The organism is Streptomyces sp. CLCI03, assembly GCF_053615355.1.
In genome coordinates this window covers 2,239,751-2,262,206 of the sequence record NZ_CM132132.1, presented here as the reverse complement: position 1 = coordinate 2,262,206, position 22,456 = coordinate 2,239,751, and the positions used below count along the sequence as shown (strand labels likewise).

The window sequence follows — 22,456 nt, the reverse complement described above, 5'->3', positions numbered from 1 at the left end:
GGGAACCTGATGTCAGAGAACACGGGCGGGGCGGACGAAGCCCGGACCGAGGGCGCGGCCGACGCACAGGCCACGGCCGGGAGTTCGCCGGCGAAGCCGAACCCGGCCGGAGCTCCGCCGGCGAGGCCGAACCAGGCCGACGGCAGACACACCGGCGCGGCCGGCCCGCCCCCGGGCGTGCAGTTCGGCGCGGCGCCGCCGAACCCCTGGCAGGTACAGCAGCGTTCGACCTCGCCCTCCTGGGCCACACTGGTGCGCCCCGCCGAGGCCGCCCCCATCCGGACCGCGACCCTTGTCGCCGTCCTCGCCTCCGGACTCGCCACCGCGCTGCTGCTCGGCGACGGCATGGGTCCGGGTCTGCTGCTCGCGGTGGTGCCCGCCGTCGTCGCGGCCTACGTCGCCGCCCGTGAGGCCCGGCGCGGCGCCCGACCCTGGACCGTGGCCTGGGTGATCGGCTGTATAGCCCTGCTCGCGGTCCCGGCCCTGCGTGACTCCGCCTGGCCGGCCACGCTGGCGATCCTGTCCGCCGTCCTGCTGGGCGCACTGGCCCTGCACGGCAGCCGCACCTGGCCCGGCGTCCTGCTCAGCCCGCTCGGGTTCCTCGACGCCGCCGTGTCCGGGGTCGGCTGGCTGTTGAAGGGCTTGCGCACACGGGGCGGCGGCAACAAGGACCGCTGGTTGCCCATCGCCAAGGCGACCGTGGTGGCCGCCGTCCTGCTGCTCCTCTTCGGCGCGCTGTTCGCCTCCGCCGACGCCGCCTTCGCCGATCTGCTGGGCGACCTGATGCCCGACGTGTCCGTCGAGGACGGGCCCGTCCGGTTCATGCTCTTCCTCCTCGGCGCGATCCTCGCGCTCGCCGCGGCCCGCACCGCCGCGGCCCCGCTGCGCTGGGACCGGATCAAGGTGGCTCCGGGCAAGCCGCGTTCCCGTGTCGAATGGGCCCTTCCGCTCGTCGTGCTCAACCTGCTCTTCGCCGGCTTCAACGCCGTACAGCTGGCCGTCCTGTTCGGCGGTTACGACAAGGTCCTCAAGAGCACCGACCTGACCTACGCCGAATACGCCCAGGAGGGCTTCTGGCAACTGCTCTGGGCCACCCTGCTCACCCTCGTCGTGATCGCGCTCGCCCTGCGCTGGGCCCCGCGCTCCGGAGCGGGCGACCGCCGCTTCGTCCGGATCGTCCTCGGGGTGCTGTGCGCGCTGACCCTGGTCGTCGTCGCCTCCGCGCTGCGCCGGATGGACCTCTACGTGGAGGCGTACGGGCTGACCAGGCTGCGTGTGTCGGTGGCCGCGATGGAGCTGTGGCTCGGGCTGGTCATCGTACTGATCATGGCGGCCGGGCTGTTCGGCGGACGCTGGCCGGCGCGCGCCTTCGCGGGCAGTGCGGCCGCGGCCGTTCTGGCCTTCGGCCTGCTCTCCCCGGACGGGATGGTCGCCGAGCGCAACGTGGCCCGCTTCGAGGAGAACGCGAAGATCGACCTCTCCTACTTCCAGTCCCTGTCGGCGGACGCCGTTCCCGGCCTGGACCGGCTGCCCGAGCCGCAGCGGTCCTGCGCCCTGCGCGGGATCAACGACGAGCTGGCCGACGCCGGGGACGTCCCCTGGTACGCGATGAGCTGGGGCGAGTACCGGGCCCGGCAGATCCTGCGGGACCGTCCGGTGACCGCCTCGTACGAGGTCTGCTCGCGCCTGGGCGCCTTCGGCAGCCGCGTCGAGTACTAGGTCTCGCACCGCAGGATCCGGGACGGCGCGTACGGGGCCGGGCGCGGGGATCGTTCCCCGCGCCCGGCCCGGCTCCGTACGGACGAGCCGGCTCAGGCGGCCGGGCCGGCCTTCGCGGCGGCTCCGGCCAGGGCCTCCAGGTCGCTCTTGCGCACCCGGATCACCAGCAGGGCGGTGGCCAGGGCCAGGCCCGCCATGGCGACGGCGGCGTAGAACGCGGTGGAGATGCCGTGGGTGAGCACCAGGTCACCCCAGGGGTCGGGCAGGAAACCGGTCTCCTTGAAGGCGGCGATCTGTTGGGGGTCCGCCTGGGTCATGAAGGACGGGACCTGCTTCGTGGCCTCGTCGCGACTGGCCGTGCCGAAGACGGTGACCAGGATGGACAGGCCGAGCGAGCCACCGACCTGCTGGCTGGCGTTGAGCAGCCCGGAGGCCGCGCCCGCCTCCTTCTGGGCCACACCGGAGACGGCGGTGAGGGTGAGGGTCACGAAGTTGAGGCCCATGCCGAAGCCGAACAGCAGCATCGGCCCGAGCACTCCGGAGACGTAGGAGCTGTCGGTCCGGATGAAGGTCAGCCAGGCCAGACCGGTTCCGGTGAGCGCGGACCCGGCGACCATGAAGGGCTTGGGCCCGAAGCGCGGCAGGAAGCGCTGAGAGAGGCCGGCGGCGGTGATGATCGCGACCGTCACCGGCAGGAAGCCGAGGCCGGATCGGATCGGCGAGAACCCCAGCACGTTCTGCACGAACTGGACGATGAAGAAGAACATGCCGAACATCGCGGCGGCGAGGCCGAGCATGATCACGTAGGTGCCGGTGCGGTTGCGGTCGGCGAACATGCGCAGCGGGATGATCGGCTCGCGGGCCTGTGACTCGATGACGACGAAGAGCGCCAGCAGGACGAAGGCCGCGGCGAACGAGCCGAGGGTGATCGCGTCGCGCCAGCCCTTCTCGGCCGCGCTGATGAATCCGTACACGAGGGAGGCCATGCCACCCGTGGAGGTGAGGGCTCCGGCGATGTCGAAGCGGCCGGGGTGGCGCTCGGACTCGGTGATGTAGAGCGGGGTCAGGACCGCGATGAGCACGCCGATCGGCACGTTGACGAAGAGGACCCAGCGCCAGTCGAGCCACTCGGTCAGCATGCCGCCGGCCAGGAGGCCGATCGCGCCGCCGCCCGCGGAGACGGCGGCGAACACCCCGAACGCCCGGTTCCGCTCGGGCCCTTCGGGGAAGGTCGTGGTGATCAGGGCGAGGGAGGTCGGCGAGGCGATCGCGCCGCCGACCCCCTGCAGCGCGCGGGCCGCGAGCAGCTGCCAGGGCTCCTGGGCGAAGCCGCCCAGGAGGGAGGCCAGCGTGAAGAGCAGGATTCCGGCGAGGAACACGCGGCGCCGGCCCAGGATGTCGCCCGCCCTGCCGCCGAGCAGCAGCAGGCCGCCGAAGGTGAGGGTGTAGGCGCTGAGCACCCACGAGAGGTCGGTGGTGCTGAAGTCGAGGGCGCTCTGGATGTGCGGGAGCGCGATGTTCACGATCGTCGCGTCGAGGACGACCATGAGCTGGCACGCGGCGATGACGGCGAGCGCCACTCCGGGGCGCCCCTCCCGGCGTGCCGCGCCCGGTATCCGAGGTGTGGCGAGTTGAGAGCTTGTCACTGAGGATCCCCCCAAAGTGAAATAGTGAACGCATTCGTTCACTGCGGGTCCACGGTAGGAGCCGCGCCTTAGTGAACGCAAGCGTTCACTAAGGCTGAAAATACGTGCGTCGAACGCGCAAGCCGGTCGGAGGTGGGGAGATGGTGGGTTCGCGCTGGTCAGCGGCGTCGCCGGGGCGCAGACGGGGTCCTGAGCTCGAACGGGCGATTCTCGACGCCGCGTTGGAGCAGCTGAGTACGGTCGGCTGGAACGCGCTCACCATGGAGGGTGTCGCGTCCGGCGCGCACACCGGCAAGGCCGCGCTCTACCGTCGCTGGCCGTCGAAAGCGGACCTGGTGGCCGATGCGTTGCGCAGCGGTCTGCCGCGGATCGGTGACATTCCCGACTGTGGTTCGATCCGCGAGGAGCTCTATCTGTTGTGTGTGAGTACGCGGGACGTCATGCACTCACGCGCCGGGCAGGCCTTGCGGTCGGTGCTTCACGAATGCGATCACATGCATGCGGATCGGTTTCACGGAGTCATCTGGTCCGGTCTGCACGAGCCGGCTCAGCGCCTGATCAGGGAGCTTGTGGAGCGCGGAATCGCGCGAGGTGACGTCCGGCCGGACGCGACCGGTCCGTTTGTCGTGGATGTCATTCCGGCGATGCTGATGTACCGCGCCAAGGTGTGCGGAAGCGAATGGGAGGACGTGGACATCGCGGCGCTGATCGACGAGGTGATGGTGCCGCTGCTCAGGGTGTGAGACGCGGCGGGGGCGGCTCGGGGCGCGCGGAGCGGCGTTCGCGTCCGATCGAGGGCGGGTCGGACCGGGGCGGGGGTGTGCAGTCGGCTCGGGGCGGCGTAACCTTGCTGGCGCCATGCCGTACGAAGCACCCACCCACACCGTCGAACGCTCCCTCCGTGCAACCACCGGCGCCAAGGTCATCGCCGGGGTCGACGAAGTCGGACGAGGGGCCTGGGCCGGACCCGTCACCGTGTGTGCGGCGATCACCGGCCTGCGCCGGCCGCCCGCCGGGCTCACCGACTCCAAACTGCTCACCCCCAAGCGGCGCGATGCCCTGCTCGATGTCCTGGAGGGCTGGGTCACCGCGTACGCCCTCGGGCACTCCTCGCCCGAGGAGATCGACGAACTCGGGATGACCGCCGCCCTCCGACTGGCGGCAGAGCGCGCGCTGGAGGCGCTGCCGGTGCGGCCCGACGCGGTGATACTCGACGGTAAGCACGACTACCTCGGCCCGCCCTGGCGGGTCCGTACGGTGATCAAGGGCGACCAGTCCTGCATCGCCGTCGCCGCGGCCTCGGTCATCGCCAAGGTCCGCCGCGACCGCATGATGGCCGAACTCGGGGGACAGGGCGGCGGAATCGAGGACTTCGCCTTCGCCGCCAACGCCGGGTACCCCTCGCCGGTACACCGGGCCGCGCTGGAGGAGCTGGGGCCCACCCCCTACCACCGACTCTCGTGGTCGTACCTCGACGCGCTGCCCCGGTGGCGCCACCTCAAGAAGGTGCGCCGCAGCGAGGAGTCGATGGAGCTGGAAAACGGAGGCCAACTCGGCTTCGATTTCTGATCGCACGCCTGTGCCACCGACCGGTACGTTTCGTACCGGTGTTTGATAGATGTCAACTCATGCCTCTCACCCCCGCCATCGAGGAGCCTCAGATTCACGAGAGTGCCCAGGGTCCCCGCGTCACGCCGGCCGCGAGCCGCACCGCGCAGACCCCCCGCCCTGTACCTGGTCCGCGTCCCGCCGCCGTACCGCGGCCCGGCCGCCCCGGTCCCGCCAGGCCCGCACCGCCCGCGCAGCGTGCGCCGCAGGCCACCCCCGGACCCGTTCCCGTAGCCCCCACCGCACCGTCCGTCTCCGCGGCGGTGCCGCAGGTCCAGCTGATCCCGGCCTCCGCCGAGGGTGCGCTGGACGCGGCCGAAGAGGCCGTCGACCTGCTGCTCGACACCGGGCGCGCGCCCGGCGACATCCTGGTGCTCACCAGTGGCGACCCGCACCCGTGGGCCGCTCACGAGCTGTCCTTCGGCGAGGCCGCGTACTGGGCCCTGCACGACGCCGGGGACGACGTCTTCTACGCGGACGCGGCGCAGGTCCAGCGCGCCGCCGGCCGTCCCGTCGTGGTCTTCGCGGCCAACGGCGGATCGGTCGACACCATCGCGGGTGCCCTGCCGGTCGCGCTCACCCGGGCGGGTGCGCTGCTGATCGTGTGCGGCGACCCGCAGCAGATCAACTCCGTGCTGGGTGCGGGCGTCTGACGCCCTGTACCCCGGCACGGGCGAGGGGCGGGGCGGGCCTCGGGCCGGCCCCGCTGAAGCCCGCGCCGGGGCCCGAGTCGGTACCTGACGCCTGATCCGCCGTACGCCCGTTCTTGGGTGTACGGCCGTGAGGCATGCCCGCGGGCATGCGGACCGCGGCGTCGTACGAGCGTGCGCGGGCACAGGTGGCAGTCGTACGGGCCCGGGCCGTGCGCCGGGGCTGCACGCGCGGGCCGTAAGAGGTCAGCGCGCGGCGGTCCGGCGCAGGGCCTCCGCCGCTCCGCCCCCGGTGTGCAGAGCCAGCGGGGAGAACTCGGCGACGGTGTCGCCCAGGCGCTGCGGCCGCGAGTCGGAGCTCGGGCGCCGACCGCCACGGCCCTCACCCAGCACCTGCCAGCCTCCATGGGTGAGCGTGATGTACGCGCCGCAGCGCAGGCCGTGCAGGGTGCAGGCGTCCCGCAGCCCCCACATCCACGCCCCGTCCTCCTCGGTCCACCGCTCGTCACCCTCGCGGCAGTAGAGCAGCACGGCCGTCCGTACGGGCGTCCGCCGCCGCAGGTCGTGCGGGAGGACCCGGCGCAGCCGGGACAACAGGGCATTGCGGTACTCCCAACCGTCGGCCGAGGTCGACCGCTGCACGAAGGAGGCGCTCGCCACGAGCTGCTCCTCCGGGCCGAGGACGGCGATGACCGCGGTCGAGGGCACGGGGCTGTGCCGGGAGTGCAGCCCGCTGACGACCTCGCGCGGATTGCGCAGCAGTGGAATGCCCGCCGCCGTCCATTCCGCGGGTTCCAGCAGTCTGCCGTGTCGGCTGGTGCCGCCGGTGGCTGTTGCCAGGGACGTGGTCGGGGGCGGCGCGAATCCGAAGGTCACGGTCCTCCCTTCGGGTACACGCCCGCGAACGGGCACGGTGGAGTCAGGGCGCGCCGCAGCGCGGCCCAGGAGGGTGCCGAGGAGCCGAGCGGGAGCACCCCAATTCTCGCGTGGCTTCTGAGCGTGCGGCAACGAGCAATTGACGCCGCCGACCGGAATTCGCCGGTATGCCGTTCATATCCTTGCCCCGCCACGCCGAAGATGACGCATTCGGCTAGCCCTGAAGCGCCAGCACCAGCGGGAACACCTCTTTCGCGCCTGCCCGCCGCAGCAGCCGGGCGGCCACCGCGATGGTCCACCCGCTCTCCGCACGGTCGTCCACGAGCAGCACCGGGCCCGCGGACGCCGCCAGCGCGTCGGCCAGCGCGGGGGGCACGGTGAGGGCCTGGTGGAGCCCCCGCACCCGCTGCGCGCTGTTCGAGGACACCGACCCGAACTCCGCGGCCTGGTCGGTATAGGCGAGCGCGCCGAGCAGCGGCATCCGCCCGATCTCCGCGATCCGAGCGGCCAGCGAACCGATCAACTCAGGGTGGCTGCGCGAGGGCAGCGCGACCACGCCCACCGGCCTGGCAGGCGCGTCCGGAGCGCCCGAGGCCCAGCCGCCCGGACCGCGGGCCCAGTCGGCGAGCACCGCGACCACGGCCTGAGCGACATCGTCCGGAACCGGCTGGTCCGGAGCCTGCGGGGCCAGCATCGGGCGCAGCCGGTTGCCCCACCCGATGTCGGACAGCCGACCCAACGCCCGGCCCGTCGAGGCCTGCTCACCGGCGGGGATGCGCCCCTTGAGGTCGACGCCGACCGCGGCGAGCCCGGTCGGCCACATCTTGCGCGGCTCCAGCTCCACGCCAGGGCGGCCGAGTTCACCGCGCGCGGTGTCCAGCGCGGTGCTGGAGACCTCCGCCGTGAACCGGGCCCCGGCGCAGTTGTCGCAGCGGCCGCACGGCGCCGCCTCCTCGTCGTCCAGCTGGCGGCGCAGGAACTCCATCCGGCACCCGGTGGCCGCGGCGTAGTCGCGCATGGCCTGCTGTTCCGTCGCCCGCTGGCGGGCCACCCACGCGTAGCGCTCGGCGTCGTAGGCCCAGGGCTCGCCCGTCGAGGTCCAGCCGCCCTTGACGCGGTGCACGGCGCCGTCGACATCGAGCACCTTGAGCATCGTCTCCAGCCGGGTGCGGCGCAGATCGACCAGCGGCTCCAGGGCGGGCAGCGACAGCGGCCGACCGGCCTGCGCCAGAACGTCCAGTGTGCGGCGCACCTGCTCCTCCGGCGGGAAGGCCACCGAGGCGAAGTACTGCCAGATCGCCTCGTCCTCCCGGCCGGGGAGCAGCAGGACCTCGGCGTGCTCCACACCACGACCGGCGCGGCCGACCTGCTGGTAGTAGGCGATGGGGGAGGAAGGCGATCCCAGGTGCACCACGAAGCCGAGGTCGGGCTTGTCGAAGCCCATCCCGAGGGCGGAGGTCGCCACCAGTGCCTTGACCCGGTTCGCCTGCAGGTCGTCCTCGGCCTGCTGGCGGTCCGCGTTCTCCGTCTTTCCGGTGTACGAGGACACGGTGTGCCCGCGGTGACGCAGGTAGGCGGTGACCTCCTCGGCGGCCGCCACGGTCAACGTGTAGATGATCCCGGAGCCGGGCAGCTCCCCGAGGTGGTCGGCGAGCCAGGCCAGTCGGTGCGCCGCGTCGGGCAGGGTCAGCACGGCCAGACTCAGGCTCTCGCGGTCCAGCGGACCGCGCAGCACCAGAGCGTCCGTACCGGCCCCCGTGCCGAGCTGTTCGGCGACGTCGGCGGTCACACGTGCATTGGCCGTGGCGGTCGTGGCGAGCACCGGGACCCCCGGAGGCAGGTCGGCCAGCATGGTGCGCAGGCGGCGGTAGTCGGGGCGGAAGTCGTGACCCCAGTCGGAGATGCAGTGCGCCTCGTCGACCACGAGCAGGCCGGTGGCGGCGGAGAGCTTGGGGAGGACCTGGTCGCGGAAATCGGGGTTGTTGAGCCGCTCCGGACTCACCAGCAGCACATCGACCTCACCCGCCGCCACCTCGGCCTGGATGCCCTCCCACTCCTCGGGGTTGGCGGAGTTGATGGTGCGGGCGCGGATCCCCGCCCGGGCCGCGGCCTCGACCTGATTGCGCATCAACGCGAGGAGCGGGGAGACGATCACGGTGGGTCCGGCGCCGCTCGCCCGCAGCAGGGAGGTGGCGACGAAGTACACCGCGGACTTGCCCCAGCCCGTGCGCTGGACCACCAGCGCCCGCCGCTTGTGCGCCACCAAGGCCTCGATCGCCAGCCACTGGTCCTCGCGCAGCCTGGCGGTGCCCGTGGGGTCGCCCACGAGACGGGCTAGGACGGAGTCGGCCGAGGACCTCAGGTCTGCGTTCATGCCCCCATGCAACCTGATGCCTCCGACATCGCGCCAATGCCGCTCCGGGCCTGTGGACGGCGGCGCCGGGAGCGAGGCGAGGGCGCGGCGGGAGTTATCCACAGGGCTTTCGGGATCGGATCATGCGCGGGACCTTCGTGGCATGACGAACAACCACGAATCACGCACCCCGTCCGGCCGTCCCTCCATCAGCCCGTCCGGAGCCGCCACCGGACCCCAGATCACCCTGCGCAGCCCGGCCGAACTGGCCGACGCGCTGCCCTACATGCTCGGCTTCCACCCGACCGACTCCCTCGTCATGGTCGCCGTGCACGGCGAGGGCGGACGCTTCGGCGGGCGGCTCCGCGTCGGTATCCCCAGCTCACCCACGGAATGGGAGGACACCGCCCGGCAGGTCGCCGAGTGCCTCGTCCGGGGCAGCGAACGGCGCGGCGGCAAGCCCGACGGCATCGTCGTCTACCTCTGTCAGGAACCCACCGGGGAGGAGAACGGCCGGCGGGTGATGACCCGGCTGCGGCCCCTCGCCCAGCGGATCCGGCTGGCCTGCGGCGCTCTGGACGTGCCCGTACTGGAGGCCCTGTGCCTGTCGGAGGGGCGGTTCTGGTCCTACGTGTGCCCCGACGAGCGGTGCTGCCCGGCCGAGGGCAGCATGCTGGCCGCCGTCGGTACCTCGGTGCTGGCCGCCACGGCCACCTTCGCCGGACTCCAGGTCCGGGGCTCCCTCAAGGAGATCGAGAGCAGGCTGGCACCGCTGCGCGGTGCCGTGGCGGAGGAGGCGGAACAGGCCCTGGACCGGGCCGCCGCCGCCCTGATGCCCAGGATCCTCGACGGGGCCACCCGCGAGGAGGTCGGCGCCGAGACCATCGCCCTGGCGCGGACCCTGATGCGGCGCATGACTCTCGCCCCGCCCGTCGAGGGAGGCGCCCACGCCGACGACTGGGACGACGCGCTGCTCGGCCACGACGAGGCCGCCGCACTGATCCTCGGCCTCCAGGACCGCGAGATCCGGGACATCGCCGCGGAATGGATGGAGAAGGAGGAGGCGGCCCCGGCCCTGCGGCTGTGGCGGGCCCTGGCAAGGCGCTGCGTCGGGGCCTACGGCGAGCACGCGGCCGCTCCGCTCACCCTCGCCGGCTGGGTCTCGTGGTCCACGGGCGACGAACCGACCGCCCGGATCGCCTTCGGCCTGGCCCTACGGGCGGACGCCGAGTACCGCTTCGCGCAGCTGCTCCACCACGCCTGCAACGAAGGGATCGACCCCGAGGGGCTGCGGCAGTGCCTGCGGGAGGAGCGGCGCCGACGGGAACCGCGGCGAAGCCGCCCCTCCGCCGGAACCCGTCCTCCCGGTCGCCGGAACCGGCCGACCCGCCGTGGATCGCGCCGTACCGCGAGGAGCGAACAGTGAGCGCGCACCGGTCCACCTCGTCCGGCGGTCCGGTGCGACGGCTCCGGTACGCCTCGGGCCCGCCCCGTTGGCGCGGGCCTCACCCCGAGGACGCCCGGACGGCGCCCGGGACCGTGACCCGGGCGGGGTCGGGGGCGTTCAGCTGTGGGGTGGTGGGGGACCGGCCGCGCCGCCGCCCAGCTGAATCCACCGGAGCGCAGACAAGGCGACACATGTCTCACCTCGCACCTCCTCGCCCAGCCGGCGTGCCCGCCGCCCGCAGGACCGAACTGCCGCCCGTGCACGACGCCGTCATCTGCGTCTCCGCGCCCTGTCTGGCCATCTCACCGGAACACGGCCAGCTGACCGGGCAGGGGATCGAAGGGATCTACCGGTCCGGGCGCCGCCTGCTCTCCCGCTGCGTAGTGCGCGTCGGCGGCCGGGACCCGATCGCGGTCCAGGGACGCAGCCTCGCCGCCGACCGGGCCGTCTTCACCGCGACCGTGCGCACCGGCGCCGAGCCCGGCCCCGACCCCGACATCGGCGTGGAACGGGTCCGGCACGCGGACGGCACCGAGCGGATCACCCTGCGCAGCTTCTCGGCCCGGCCGGTACGCCTGCCCGTGGAGGTGCTGCTCGGCACCGACCTGGCGGAGCTGGCCGCCGTCGCCGCCGGCCGGGCCGGGCCGGAGGTGCCCGCCGGGGTGCATGCCGCCGGGCTGCGCTGGAGCACCGGCGAGACACAGGCCGTGACCGCAGCCGAGCCGCCGCCGGACGACGCGCTGGCCTCGGCCGGGCTGCTGCGCTGGCAGCTCGAACTGGCTCCCGGCGAATCCCGCACCATCGAGCTGCGGACCACCCAGCACCGGGTGGGGCGAGCCCCCGCCGGGCAGGTGGCGAACCCGCTGGCCGACGCCCGGGCCGAAGGGGACGATCCGCGGGCCGAGGCATGGTTCCGGACCAGCGTCCAGGACCTGGGCGCGCTGCTCCTGCGTGACCCCGAGCGGCCGGGCGACGCCTTCGCCGCGGCGGGAGCGCCCTGGCGGCTGGGCCTGGCACCGGCGGAGTCGCTCTGGGCCGCGCGGATGGCGCTGCCCCTCGGGACCGGTCTCGCCGCTGCCACCCTGCGCATCCTCGCCCGCACCCAGATCGAGGCTCCGGGGCCGGACCACGGGAAGATCCCGGGCCCGCTGCGCGGAGCGGGCGCGCAACTTCCACCGGGGTGCACCGGCACGGAGGCGACCCTGGCCTTCCCCGCGGTGCTGGCCGAGGCCCGGCTCTGGGGGATGCCCGAGGAAGAGGTGGCCCGGCTGCTCCCGGCCGCCGAGCGGTGCCTGCAGTGGCTGCGGGGCGCCTTGGGGGAGGACGGCTTCCTGGCCGACCCCGACCCGGGTCCGCGCCGCTGCGAGACCCAGGCCCACGCCCATCGGGCCGCGGTGCTCGGCGCCGACCTGCTCGCCGCGTGCGGGCGGCCCGGAGCCGAGGAGTGGCGGGATCGGGCGGTCGGGCTGCGGGAGCGGTTCCGGGCCCGATTCTGGATCGACGGTCCCGACGGCGGCCGGCCCGCCTCGGCCCTCCACCCCGACGGGAGGCCGCTGCCACGACTCACGGGGGCCACCGCCCACCTGCTCGACACCGGACTGCTCGGCGGCGGTCGGCTCGCCCCGGGGCTCTTGGACCGGACCCGGGCCGAGCAGCTAGCCCGACTGCTCGGAGCCCCCGCCATGGACTCCGGATGGGGGCTGCGGAGTATGGCCGTGAAGGAGCCGGGCCACAACCCGTTCGGCCACCGCTCGGGCGCCGTGAGGGCGTACGAGAGCGCGGTGGCCGTGGCGGGCCTGGCCCAGGCCGGCTTCGAGAAGGAGACCGCGGGCCTGCTCGGAGGTCTGCTGGACGCGGCGGAGGCCTTCGGATACCGGCTTCCGGAGATGTTCGCGGCCGAGCAGCGCACCACGGGCAGCGCCCCCGTGCCGCACCCGGCGGCCTGCCGCCCGGCCGCCGTGGCCGCGGCGGCCGGGATCCACGCCCTGACCGCCCTTGCCGGCATCCGCCCCGACGCCCCCGCGGGCACGGTCGCCCTGGCACCCCTGCCCGGAGCCCCGCTGGGCGGGCTCAGACTCTCGGGTCTTCGGGTCGCGGGGGAGCCCTTCGCCGTCCGGATCAGCCGGCTCGGCCTCGGCATGGTGGAGGAGGCGGCCGATGCGCTCCAGTTGGGTGGCTGAGCATCCGCACCCCGTTCCGGCCGGACCGTCCGCCCGATCGAAGGCCGCCGCCTTCGGGGTGGTGCCTTCAAGGTCACCAAAGCGCTGTTTATCGTCAGGCAGACGACTATGATCGCGGCATGTCGCCCTACGACCCGTCGGCCTATCCGCCCTTCGCCGTCACCGTCGACCTGGTCGTACTCACCGTGCGGCGCCACGCGCTCTGCGCGCTGGTCGTCCGCAGAGGTGAGCAGCCGTTCCAGGGCCGCTGGGCGCTGCCCGGAGGTTTCGTCCGCGGGGACGAGGACCTGGCGGGGGCCGCCGCCAGGGAGCTCTCCGAAGAGACCGGCCTCTGCGCGCACGACCCCGCCCTGCCCGGCGCGGGCAACGGGGCGCACCTCGAACAGCTGGCCACCTACGGCGATCCGAAGCGCGATCCGCGGATGCGTGTCGTCAGCGTGGCGCATCTGGTGCTGGCTCCTGACCTGCCTGCGCCCCGGGCCGGGGGAGACGCCAACAGCGCGCGCTGGGCCTCGGTCGACGAGGTGCTGGCCGGCACCGACGAGGACTCCACGGGTCTCGCCTTCGACCACGCCAGGATCCTCGCCGACGGTGTGGAGCGGGCCCGCTCGAAGATCGAGTACTCCTCGCTGGCCACGGCCTTCTGCCCGCCGGAGTTCACCGTCGGCGAGTTGCGCCGGGTGTACGAGGCGGTCTGGGGAGTGTCCCTCGACCCGCGCAACTTCCACCGCAAGGTCACCGGCACTCCCGGATTCCTGGTGCCGGCCGGAGGTACGACGACCCGTCAGGGCGGGCGTCCGGCGCAGCTGTTCCGGGCGGGTGGGGCCACCCTGCTCAACCCGCCGATGCTGCGTCCGGAGGTCTGACGCCGCGGAGTACGAGGCGCCCTGGGGGATGGCCGGACCGCTGTTCCCGACGCCCGGACCGGGTCCGGACCCGCCGTCCGTGCGGAGCCCGGGGGCGGCAGTATCGGCATTCCATCGGACCGGTTGCGCTGAATATCGGACATATCGCGTTATCTTGCTTGCGGTACCCACCCTGCCGCTGAGCGGTCTCACCCCCCGCGAGAGAAGCGATGCTCCAGGCCATCGGACTCACCAGCAAGCCCCGCCCCCACGCCCCGCCCCTTGTGGACGACCTCACCTTCGAGGCCCGCCCGGGGCATGTGACCGCCCTGCTCGGCGAGCCGGGATCGGGCAAGACCACCGCACTGCGGCTCATGCTCGAACTCGAACCGGGCCGCGGCGTCACCTACTTCCGCGGCCGCGCGCTGCACCGGATCCCGCACCCCGGCCGTGAGGTCGGCGTGCTCCTGGGCGACGTCCCCGGCAACCCCGCGCGGACCGTCCGCAACCAGCTGCGGATGCTCTGTGCCGCCGCCGGGGTGCCTGCCTCCCGGGCCGACGCGATGCTCGAGGTCGTCGGCATCGCGGGGCTGCGGGACCAGCGGCTCGGCTCCCTGTCGCTCGGCATGGAGCGCCGGGTCGCGCTGGCCTCGGCGCTGCTCGCCGATCCGTGCACCCTGCTGCTCGACGAGCCCGGTGCCGGACTCTCCCCACGCGAACGCGGTTGGCTGCACGGCCTGCTGCGCGGCCACGCCTCTCTCGGCGGCGCGGTGCTCTTCACCACCGACGACGCCAAGGAGGCCGCCCGTAGCGCCGACCGCGTCGTCAGCATCGAGGCGGGTCGGCTCGTCGCCGACCAGGACGCGGCGGACTTCGCCCGGACCCGGCTGCGGCCGCGGGTCGCCGTGCGCACCCCGCACGCGGCCCGGCTGGCCGACGTACTGGGCCGGGAGGCCCGCGCCGCCCGGCGTTCGGTGGAGATCGTCGCGGAGAGCGGCAGCCGCCTGTCGGTGTACGGCAGCAACTGCGCCGAGGTCGGCGAGGCGGCGTTCCGGCACGGGGTGCTGGTCCATCAGCTCGCCGACGAGACGGGCGACGCCGGTGCGTCGACGGCGCCGGTCCCGGCCGCGCGCACCGCGGCCGGAGGCCCGCCGGAGCCCGGCACGGTCCGCACCGCGGCCACCTCCGAGACCTCCGACGAGTACTCCCGGCAGATCCGCTCCGGGCGCCCGGCGTCGGCCGTGCGCCGCGTGGGTGGCCCGCTGCGACCCCTGCGTTACGAGTTGCTCCGGGTCTTCGGGACCGCCACCCCCGTCCTCACCGCCGCCCTGGTCGTCGCCACCTCCGTCCTCACCGCCCTGGTCCTCGCCCGGACCGGCCAGACCCCGCAGAACCGGCTGCTCGCCGCCTGGCCCGAACTGCTGCCGCTGCCGCCCGCCGCGCTGGGGGCGGGACTGCTCGGCGCGCTGGCCTTCGGCGAGGAGTACCGCTACCCCGCGCTCGCCGCCGACCGGGGCACCGTGCCCCGGCGGATGGGACTCCTCACCGCCAAGCTGGGCCTCTGTGCCGCCCTGGCCCTGCTGCTCGGCGCCCTGACGGTGGCCGCCGACGCCGCCGCCCTCGCGCTGGTCTTCGACAGCGGCCCCCTGCGCACCCCGGTGGAGTGGCTCTCCCCGGCCGTGAGTTGGGCCGGGCTGCTCATCGGCTGCGCGTGGGCCGGCGTACTGGCCTCCGGTGTCTTCCGGTCGGCCACCGCGGGGCTCGCCGCGGTGCTCGCCGTACCGGTGATGGTGGTTCCGCTGGTGCGCAAGGCGCTGGAGGGTTCGGCCGCGTACCCCTCGACCGGACTCGCGGCCCGCCTGCGCGGCCTGACCTGGGGGCAGTGGCCGCCGGAGGTCGACCGCGTGCTGGTGGGAGCCCTCCGGGTGATGGCCCAACCCGTGGGGACCGCACTGGTGTTGTCGCTGATGGTCCTGTTGTGCGCCTATGGGTTCACCGGACTGCGCAGCCGGGTCCGTTGGTGATCGTTCGGATGCGGGAGAAGTCGCGGAGAGGACCGTTGCGGTCCGTGTCGCGTCAAGCGGATCGCAACTCCCCGCAAAAGGCCCGATTCTTTACGATAAGTCGTCAATTGCGTAGGTGGCACCGATCACCCTTTCGTGTGCTTTTCACCAAAGACCTCAAGGGTCATGGAGGCACGGCCGACAAAGGATTCGTGAGTACCCTTGCGCACACCATGATGACCGCCGCCCGCCACGCCGACTCCGGCCTCGCCGGCCCGGGCGAACTCGACCGCTACCCCTACGCGGAGACCCCCGGGTCCGACCGCGTCGGAGCACCCCACTGGGACGGTGCCGACGTCGAGTTGAGCCGCGTGGGCCGCCGAGCGGCAGGCAGCCGCGGACGCGGACTCCACGGCCAACTCGTCCAGCAGCTTGGCCAGATGATCGTTTCCGGTGACCTCGGCGCGGACCGTCCGCTCGTCCCCGAGGAGATCGGCCAGCGTTTCGAGGTCTCCCGCACGGTGGTCCGCGAATCGCTGCGGGTCCTGGAGGCCAAGGGCCTCGTCAGCGCCCGCCCCAACGTCGGCACCCGGGTCCGTCCCGTCGCGGACTGGAACCTGCTCGACCCCGACATCATCGAATGGCGCGCGTTCGGCCCGCAGCGCGACGACCAGCGCCGCGAGCTCGGTGAGCTCCGCTGGACCATCGAGCCGCTCGCCGCCCGCCTCGCCGCCGGTCACGGCCGCCCGGACATCCAGCAGCGCCTCGCGGACATGGTCGAGATCATGGGCCACGCCCTCGGTCAGGGCGACGCGATCACCTTCGCGCGCGCCGACAACGAATTCCACGCGCTCCTCATCCAGGTCGCCGGAAACCGCATGCTGGAGCACCTCTCCGGCATCGTCTCCGCCGCCCTCCAGGTCTCCGGCAGCCCGATCACCGCCTGCGACCGCCCCAGCGAGACCTGCGTCGCGCACCACGCGCGGATGGTCGAGGCCCTGGCCGCGGGTGACGCGACGGGCGCCGAGAACGCCATGCGCCAGCTTCTGACGGTTCATCCGGAGGTCGAGCGCGTGGTTCCCGCCCCGCGCGAGCACTGACGGGCGGACGCGCGGGGGCGCGGGGGTGCAGAACATGTCGCCGGGCCCGGTCGGGTCCGGCGACACCGGCGTGAGGCCCCGTTTCGTGGCGGTTCGGCACCCGTGACACGCCAGGTTCGACCACAGGAGCGGCACTCCTGAGTACGGGGTGTGACTCGGGCCACGAAGATTGGGCGTAACGCTCTGCGAGGTCACGCGATGACGTAAGAGGTGATGGCCGACGGAGGGAAGACAGCAGCCCTTGGGGGTGCTGTGCAGCTCCCCGGCCCCTGCCCGCGCCGCCGGCCCATCCCCGGTCAGTGGTCGTCGGCTCCGGTCCAGCACCACCAGGCCCGGGGTCGGAAGCCGTTCCCATCGTTCCGAGAGGTTGTTCGTGTCGGCCAGCACATCCCGTACGCTCCCGCCGGAGATCGCCGATTCCGAGTCTGTGATGGCGCTCATCGAGCGGGGCAAGGCCGAGGGGCAGATCGCCGGCGATGACGTGCGTCGGGCCTTCGAGGCTGACCAGATTCCTGCGACCCAGTGGAAGAATGTTCTGCGCAGCCTCAACCAGATCCTCGAGGAAGAGGGTGTGACGCTGATGGTCAGTGCCGCGGAGTCGCCCAAGCGCACCACCCGCAAGAGCGTCGCAGCCAAGAGCCCGGCCAAGCGGACGGCCACGGAGACCGTCAAGAAGACGGCGGCCAGGACGACGGCAGCGCAGCCCGCGGCGACCCCCGTCCCGGCGGACGCGGAGATCGTGGAAGCTCTCGCGGGAGAGCCCGGAACGGAGCCCGCAGCCAAGAAGACGGCGGCGAAGAAGACAGCGGCCAAGAAGGCCGCGCCGGCCAGGAAGACCGCAGCCAAGAAGACGGCGGCGAAGAAGACCGCCTCCAAGAAGGACGCGGACGAGGGCGCCGAGGACGAGACCCCTGACGAGGGTCCCGACGCCGCCAAGGCCGAGGCCGAGGAAGAGGAGGAGGGCGGGGAGAACAAGGGCTTCGTCATCTCCGACGACGAGGACGACGCCCCCGCCCAGCAGGTCGTGGTCGCCGGAGCCACCGCCGACCCGGTCAAGGACTACCTCAAGCAGATCGGCAAGGTCCCCCTCCTCAACGCCGAGCAGGAGGTGGAGCTCGCCAAGCGCATCGAGGCGGGTCTGTTCGCCGAGGACAAGCTGGCGAACTCCGACAAGCTGGCGCCCAAGCTCAAGCGCGAGCTGGAGATCATCGCCGAGGACGGCCGCCGCGCGAAGAACCACCTGCTGGAGGCCAACCTCCGCCTCGTGGTCTCCCTCGCCAAGCGCTACACCGGCCGCGGCATGCTCTTCCTGGACCTGATCCAGGAGGGCAACCTGGGTCTGATCCGCGCGGTCGAGAAGTTCGACTACACCAAGGGCTACAAGTTCTCGACCTATGCCACGTGGTGGATCCGCCAGGCGATCACGCGCGCCATGGCCGACCAGGCACGCACCATCCGCATCCCGGTGCACATGGTCGAGGTCATCAACAAGCTCGCCCGCGTCCAGCGCCAGATGCTCCAGGACCTGGGCCGCGAGCCCACCCCGGAGGAGCTGGCCAAGGAACTCGACATGACCCCCGAGAAGGTCATCGAGGTCCAGAAGTACGGCCGCGAGCCGATCTCCCTCCACACCCCGCTCGGCGAGGACGGCGACAGCGAGTTCGGTGACCTCATCGAGGACTCCGAGGCGGTCGTCCCGGCCGATGCCGTGAGCTTCACGCTGCTGCAGGAGCAGCTGCACTCGGTGCTCGACACCCTGAGTGAGCGCGAGGCCGGCGTGGTCTCGATGCGCTTCGGCCTCACGGACGGCCAGCCCAAGACCCTGGACGAGATCGGCAAGGTCTACGGGGTCACCCGTGAGCGGATCCGCCAGATCGAGTCGAAGACGATGTCGAAGCTCCGGCACCCGTCCCGCTCCCAGGTGCTGCGCGACTACCTGGACTGATCGGGAGGCCTCGGCGGCGGCCCCTGCCGCCGCCGAAAGCCGATGGGCGGCACAGGGCGAGGGTGGCCGCGCGGGTGCGCTCGGCCACCGGGCGTCCCACTCTGGGTGGAGTCATGCACACTCGGAGTCAGGAGGCCTCATGCGTCGTCCCTTTGCCCGTGCTCTGGCGGGAGCGCTGACCCTGGCGGCGGGAGCGGCCGCGGCGCCGTTCGCCCAGGTGCCGCAGGCGGCCGCGGACAGTGTGGTGATCGGCGGGAAGCCGGTGAAGGTGGCCGACAGTCCCTGGGTCGTCGCCCTCGCCAGCCGTGACCGGTTCGGGGGTACGCGGGGCGGGCAGTTCTGCGGCGGCGTGGTCGTCGCCCCGACCAGGGTGCTGACGGCCGCGCACTGCCTCGGCAGCCAGGTGCTGGGCGGTCCGGTCGAATCCGTGGCCGACTTCCGCGTGATCGCCGGGCGTACGGAGCTCAGGGCGGCCGACGGCCGGGAGATCGCGGTGCGCGGGGCCAGGGTGAACCCGGCCTACGACCCGGCGAGCAACGCCGGAGACCTCGCCGTTCTGGAGCTGGCCGAGTCGGTGCCCGTCGACCACGTGCTGCCCATGGCCGGGGCGGGACACCCCGCCTACGCGGCCGGGACCGAGGCCGCGGTGTACGGCTGGGGGGACACGAGCGGCTTCGGTGACTACGCGTACGGGCTTCGTGCCGCCGGGGTGACGGTGCTGGCGGACGAGATCTGCGTGCGCGCCTACCCCGGGGACGCGGACGGGCAGTACCGCGCGGAGTCCATGGTGTGCGCGGGGGACAGCGCCGGGGGCAAGGACGCCTGTCAGGGCGACAGCGGCGGGCCACTGGTGGCGCAGGGGCGGCTGATCGGGCTGGTCTCGTGGGGCCGGGGCTGCGGGCGCGCCGACAGCCCGGGGGTCTACACGCGCATCGCCCCGTTGGTCGACTTCGCACTGGCCCCGGAGACGGGCGCGCAGCCCGGGAAGGTGCGGGACATCCGGTGGGACGCCCGCGGGGCCTCCCAGCCGTACGCAGGGCCCGTACAGGGGCATCGCACGCCTTAGCGGCAGGGTCGCGGACGTGAGGACGGGCGGCACCCCTGGGTCTCAGGGGTGCCGCCCGTCGACCGGCCTGGCCGGTCCTGGCTCGTCGGATGCGAGGTGCAGGCCTGTGTCAGCGGTCCTCGGGTTCGGCATTGGCAGCCGGAGCGGACGTGAGCCGCTCTGTCTCATCCTGTATTTCCGCGGCGATCTTCTTGAGTTCCGGCTCGAACTTGCGCCCGTGGTGGGCGCAGAAGAGCAGTTCACCGCCGCTCAGCAGGACGACGCGCAGATATGCCTGGGCGCCGCAACGGTCGCATCGGTCAGCGGCCGTCAGCGGGGTCGCGGGTGTCAGAACAGTAGTCACGTCGCCTCTTCTCTAGCTCGACGAGCTGTCGTACCAGGGTCAACATCCAACCAGGCCGAAAACGTTCCCGCTCGCGGCTTTTCCTCGAAACTTCCTTCCGAAGCTGGCCGGCTGTTGCCGGTTGGCGGCGAAGGAGCCGTATTGCGTTGCTTTACGGTTTCGCGTTGTCAGTCGTGCGCTTGTTGCAGTTCCATCCTCCCCCGGCGAGAGTGCCAGGTTGTGAATGAGGACGTGCCCGAACCCTAAATGGTTCATGCGCGGAAGGGAACGTGATGTTTCCTTCACCCGCGCGGGGGATCGAACACTCGTACGGATCTGGACTAGGCTGAGCAATGCGCGAGGGTGGCGTTGCATCGGCTCTACCTGGCCTCGGTACCCTTCGAGCGGCACCCGAGCCACCCCTGCGCCCGACCGGGCCAGAAAAGAAATTCAGCGAGGAGCGAACTGCGTGACCGCCGACACGTCCGTGCCTTCCAGCGCGCTGCTGTCCGGAGCAGACCGGGACGGTTCCAACTACACCGCGCGGCACCTGCTCGTCCTCGAAGGGCTGGAGGCCGTCCGCAAGCGCCCCGGCATGTATATCGGCTCCACCGACAGCCGGGGCCTCATGCACTGCCTGTGGGAGATCATCGACAACTCCGTCGACGAGGCCCTGGGCGGGTACTGCGACCACATCGAGGTGATCCTGCACGAGGACGCCTCCGTGGAGGTCCGGGACAACGGTCGCGGCATCCCCGTGGACGTCGAGCCCAAGACCGGCCTGTCCGGCATCGAGGTCGTCATGACCAAGCTGCACGCCGGCGGCAAGTTCGGCGGTGGCTCGTACGCGGCCTCCGGCGGTCTGCACGGCGTCGGCGCCTCCGTGGTCAACGCCCTCTCCGCCCGTCTCGACGTCGAGGTCGACCGCAACAGCGCGACCCACGCCATCAGCTTCCGCCGCGGCGTGCCGGGCATGTTCACCGAGCAGGGCGCCGAGAGCCCCTTCGACCCGGCCAACGGCCTGCGCAAGGTCAAGCGGGTCGCCAAGGGCAGGACGGGCACCCGGGTCCGCTACTGGGCCGACCGCCAGATCTTCCTCAAGGACGCCCGACTCAATCTGGAGACGCTCTACCAGCGCGCCCGCCAGACCGCCTTCCTCGTCCCCGGCCTGACCCTGGTCGTCCGCGACGAGCGCGGCATCGACGGGGCCGGCAAGACCGAGGAGACCTTCCGCTTCGACGGCGGCATCAGCGAATTCTGCGAGTACCTCGCCCAGGACAAGGCCGTCTGCGACGTCCTGCGCCTGAGCGGCACGGGCACCTTCAAGGAGACCGTCCCGGTCCTCGACGACCGCGGCCACATGACCCCCACCGAGGTCACCCGTGAGCTCGGCGTGGACATCGCCCTGCGCTGGGGCACGGGGTACGAGACCAACGTCAAGTCCTTCGTGAACATCATCGCCACCCCCAAGGGCGGCACCCACGTCTCCGGCTTCGAGCGCTCGGTCGCCAAGACCGTGAACGAGGTCCTGCGCTCGGCCAAGCTGCTGCGCGTGGCGGAGGACGACGTGGTCAAGGACGACGCGATGGAGGGCATGACGGCGGTCGTGACCGTCCGGCTCGCCGAGCCGCAGTTCGAGGGCCAGACCAAGGAGGTGCTCGGCACCTCCGCGGCCACCCGGATCGTCGCCGCCGTGGTCGCCAAGGAGCTCAAGGCCTTCCTGACCTCCACCAAGCGTGACGACAAGCAGCAGGCCCGCGCCGTGATGGAGAAGATCGTCGCGGCCGCCAGGACCCGGATCGCGGCCCGACAGCACAAGGAGGCCCAGCGTCGCAAGACCGCGCTGGAGACCTCCTCGCTCCCCGCGAAGCTGGCCGACTGCCGCAGCGACGACGTGGACCGCAGCGAGCTCTTCATCGTCGAGGGCGACTCCGCCCTCGGCACCGCGAAGCTCGCCCGGAACTCGGAGTTCCAGGCGCTCCTGCCGATCCGCGGCAAGATCCTCAACGTCCAGAAGTCCTCGATCTCGGACATGCTCAAGAACGCCGAGTGCGGAGCGATCATCCAGGTCATAGGAGCCGGCTCGGGCCGGACCTTCGACATCGACGCCGCCCGGTACGGCAAGATCGTGCTGCTCGTCGACGCCGACGTCGACGGCGCGCACATCCGCTGCCTGCTGCTCACGCTCTTCCAGCGGTACATGCGGCCGATGGTCGAGGCGGGCCGGGTCTTCGCGGCCGTGCCCCCGCTGCACCGGATCGAGCTGGTCCAGCCGAAGAAGGGCCAGGACAAGTACGTCTACACGTACTCGGACAACGAGCTGCGCCAGACCCTTCTGGAGTACCAGCGCAAGAACATCCGGTACAAGGACTCGATCCAGCGCTACAAGGGCCTCGGCGAGATGGACGCGGACCAGCTGGCGGAGACCACGATGGATCCGCGCCACCGCACCCTGCGCCGGATCAACATCGGTGACCTGGACTCGGCCGAGCAGGTCTTCGACCTGCTCATGGGCAACGAGGTGGCGCCACGCAAGGAGTTCATCACGAGCTCCGCGGCGACCCTGGACCGTTCCCGCATCGACGCCTGATCCGGGTGCCGCCGGAGCCCGGCGGCACCCGGCACCGAACGCGCCACGGCATACCGGCGCTCATCGCTCCATCACCTGTTGGAGTGAAGAGCGCCGGTACACCAGT

Annotated in this window: 16 protein-coding genes; 12 read left to right on the top strand and 4 right to left on the bottom strand. The window is 72.4% G+C overall.

The genetic code is table 11. The annotated features are described in order from the left end of the window. Positions 1-9 precede the first annotated feature (9 nt). Complete coding sequence (locus ACWG52_RS10225; RefSeq protein ID WP_389809831.1) at positions 10-1,719, top strand: DUF4153 domain-containing protein; 1,710 nt, start codon at positions 10-12, stop codon at positions 1,717-1,719. 92 nt (positions 1,720-1,811) lie between these two features. Here the strand turns inward: ACWG52_RS10225 and ACWG52_RS10220 are convergent, their stop codons facing one another. Continuing rightward, entirely contained in the window at positions 1,812-3,365 is a 1,554-nt protein-coding gene (locus ACWG52_RS10220; protein ID WP_390139717.1) for an MFS transporter, read from the bottom strand. Between the two features lie 140 nt (positions 3,366-3,505). Between ACWG52_RS10220 and ACWG52_RS10215 the strand changes: the two genes are divergently transcribed. The 3 genes from ACWG52_RS10215 to ACWG52_RS10205 all read left to right on the top strand — a co-directional run bounded on the left by ACWG52_RS10215 (position 3,506) and on the right by ACWG52_RS10205 (position 5,626). Further along, complete coding sequence (locus ACWG52_RS10215; RefSeq protein ID WP_390139718.1) at positions 3,506-4,108, top strand: TetR/AcrR family transcriptional regulator; 603 nt, start codon at positions 3,506-3,508, stop codon at positions 4,106-4,108. Between the two features lie 115 nt (positions 4,109-4,223). After that, the gene (locus ACWG52_RS10210) at positions 4,224-4,934 is read left to right on the top strand and encodes a ribonuclease HII (protein ID WP_389809822.1); all 711 of its coding nucleotides are present in this window, start codon (positions 4,224-4,226) and stop codon (positions 4,932-4,934) included. Positions 4,935-4,993: 59 nt separating this feature from the next. Beyond that, positions 4,994-5,626 (top strand): hypothetical protein, encoded by a 633-nt coding sequence (locus ACWG52_RS10205; RefSeq protein WP_389809819.1) that lies wholly within the window; start codon positions 4,994-4,996, stop codon positions 5,624-5,626. Between the two features lie 243 nt (positions 5,627-5,869). Here ACWG52_RS10205 and ACWG52_RS10200 read toward each other — a convergent pair whose 3' ends face one another. After that, entirely contained in the window at positions 5,870-6,499 is a 630-nt protein-coding gene (locus tag ACWG52_RS10200; RefSeq protein WP_389809816.1) for a hypothetical protein, read from the bottom strand. A 214-nt stretch (positions 6,500-6,713) separates the two neighbouring features. Next, entirely contained in the window at positions 6,714-8,873 is a 2,160-nt protein-coding gene (locus ACWG52_RS10195) for a RecQ family ATP-dependent DNA helicase (RefSeq protein WP_389809813.1), read from the bottom strand. 142 nt (positions 8,874-9,015) lie between these two features. Here ACWG52_RS10195 and ACWG52_RS10190 point away from each other — a divergent pair, with 142 nt between their 5' ends. From ACWG52_RS10190 to ACWG52_RS10160, 7 genes are all read left to right on the top strand, one after another. Beyond that, complete coding sequence (locus tag ACWG52_RS10190) at positions 9,016-10,278, top strand: DUF4192 domain-containing protein (protein ID WP_389809810.1); 1,263 nt, start codon at positions 9,016-9,018, stop codon at positions 10,276-10,278. A 212-nt stretch (positions 10,279-10,490) separates the two neighbouring features. Further along, positions 10,491-12,479: a glycogen debranching N-terminal domain-containing protein gene (locus tag ACWG52_RS10185; protein WP_389809807.1), complete on the top strand. Its 1,989-nt coding sequence runs from the start codon at positions 10,491-10,493 to the stop codon at positions 12,477-12,479. A 119-nt stretch (positions 12,480-12,598) separates the two neighbouring features. Further along, a complete protein-coding gene (locus ACWG52_RS10180) occupies positions 12,599-13,345 on the top strand; it encodes an NUDIX hydrolase (protein WP_030713299.1) in 747 nt (248 codons plus the stop codon). A gap of 209 nt (positions 13,346-13,554) precedes the next feature. Next, positions 13,555-15,348, top strand: a complete 1,794-nt coding sequence (locus tag ACWG52_RS10175; RefSeq protein WP_453128511.1) for an ATP-binding cassette domain-containing protein — start codon at positions 13,555-13,557, stop codon at positions 15,346-15,348. Between the two features lie 191 nt (positions 15,349-15,539). Next, positions 15,540-16,427, top strand: coding sequence for a FadR/GntR family transcriptional regulator (locus tag ACWG52_RS10170; protein WP_314248682.1), 888 nt, complete (start codon positions 15,540-15,542; stop codon positions 16,425-16,427). Positions 16,428-16,794: 367 nt separating this feature from the next. Further along, positions 16,795-18,372 (top strand): RNA polymerase sigma factor, encoded by a 1,578-nt coding sequence (locus ACWG52_RS10165; protein WP_389809801.1) that lies wholly within the window; start codon positions 16,795-16,797, stop codon positions 18,370-18,372. Positions 18,373-18,511: 139 nt separating this feature from the next. Then, on the top strand, positions 18,512-19,438 hold the full coding sequence (locus tag ACWG52_RS10160) for a serine protease (protein WP_389809798.1): 927 nt from the start codon (positions 18,512-18,514) through the stop codon (positions 19,436-19,438). 109 nt (positions 19,439-19,547) lie between these two features. On the opposite strand, the gene ACWG52_RS10155 is transcribed toward ACWG52_RS10160, so the two are convergent. Then, positions 19,548-19,781: a DUF7455 domain-containing protein gene (locus tag ACWG52_RS10155; protein WP_030016583.1), complete on the bottom strand. Its 234-nt coding sequence runs from the start codon at positions 19,779-19,781 to the stop codon at positions 19,548-19,550. A gap of 448 nt (positions 19,782-20,229) precedes the next feature. Between ACWG52_RS10155 and ACWG52_RS10150 the strand changes: the two genes are divergently transcribed. After that, complete coding sequence (locus ACWG52_RS10150) at positions 20,230-22,350, top strand: DNA gyrase/topoisomerase IV subunit B (protein ID WP_033217462.1); 2,121 nt, start codon at positions 20,230-20,232, stop codon at positions 22,348-22,350. The last annotated feature ends 106 nt before the right edge of the window (positions 22,351-22,456 follow it).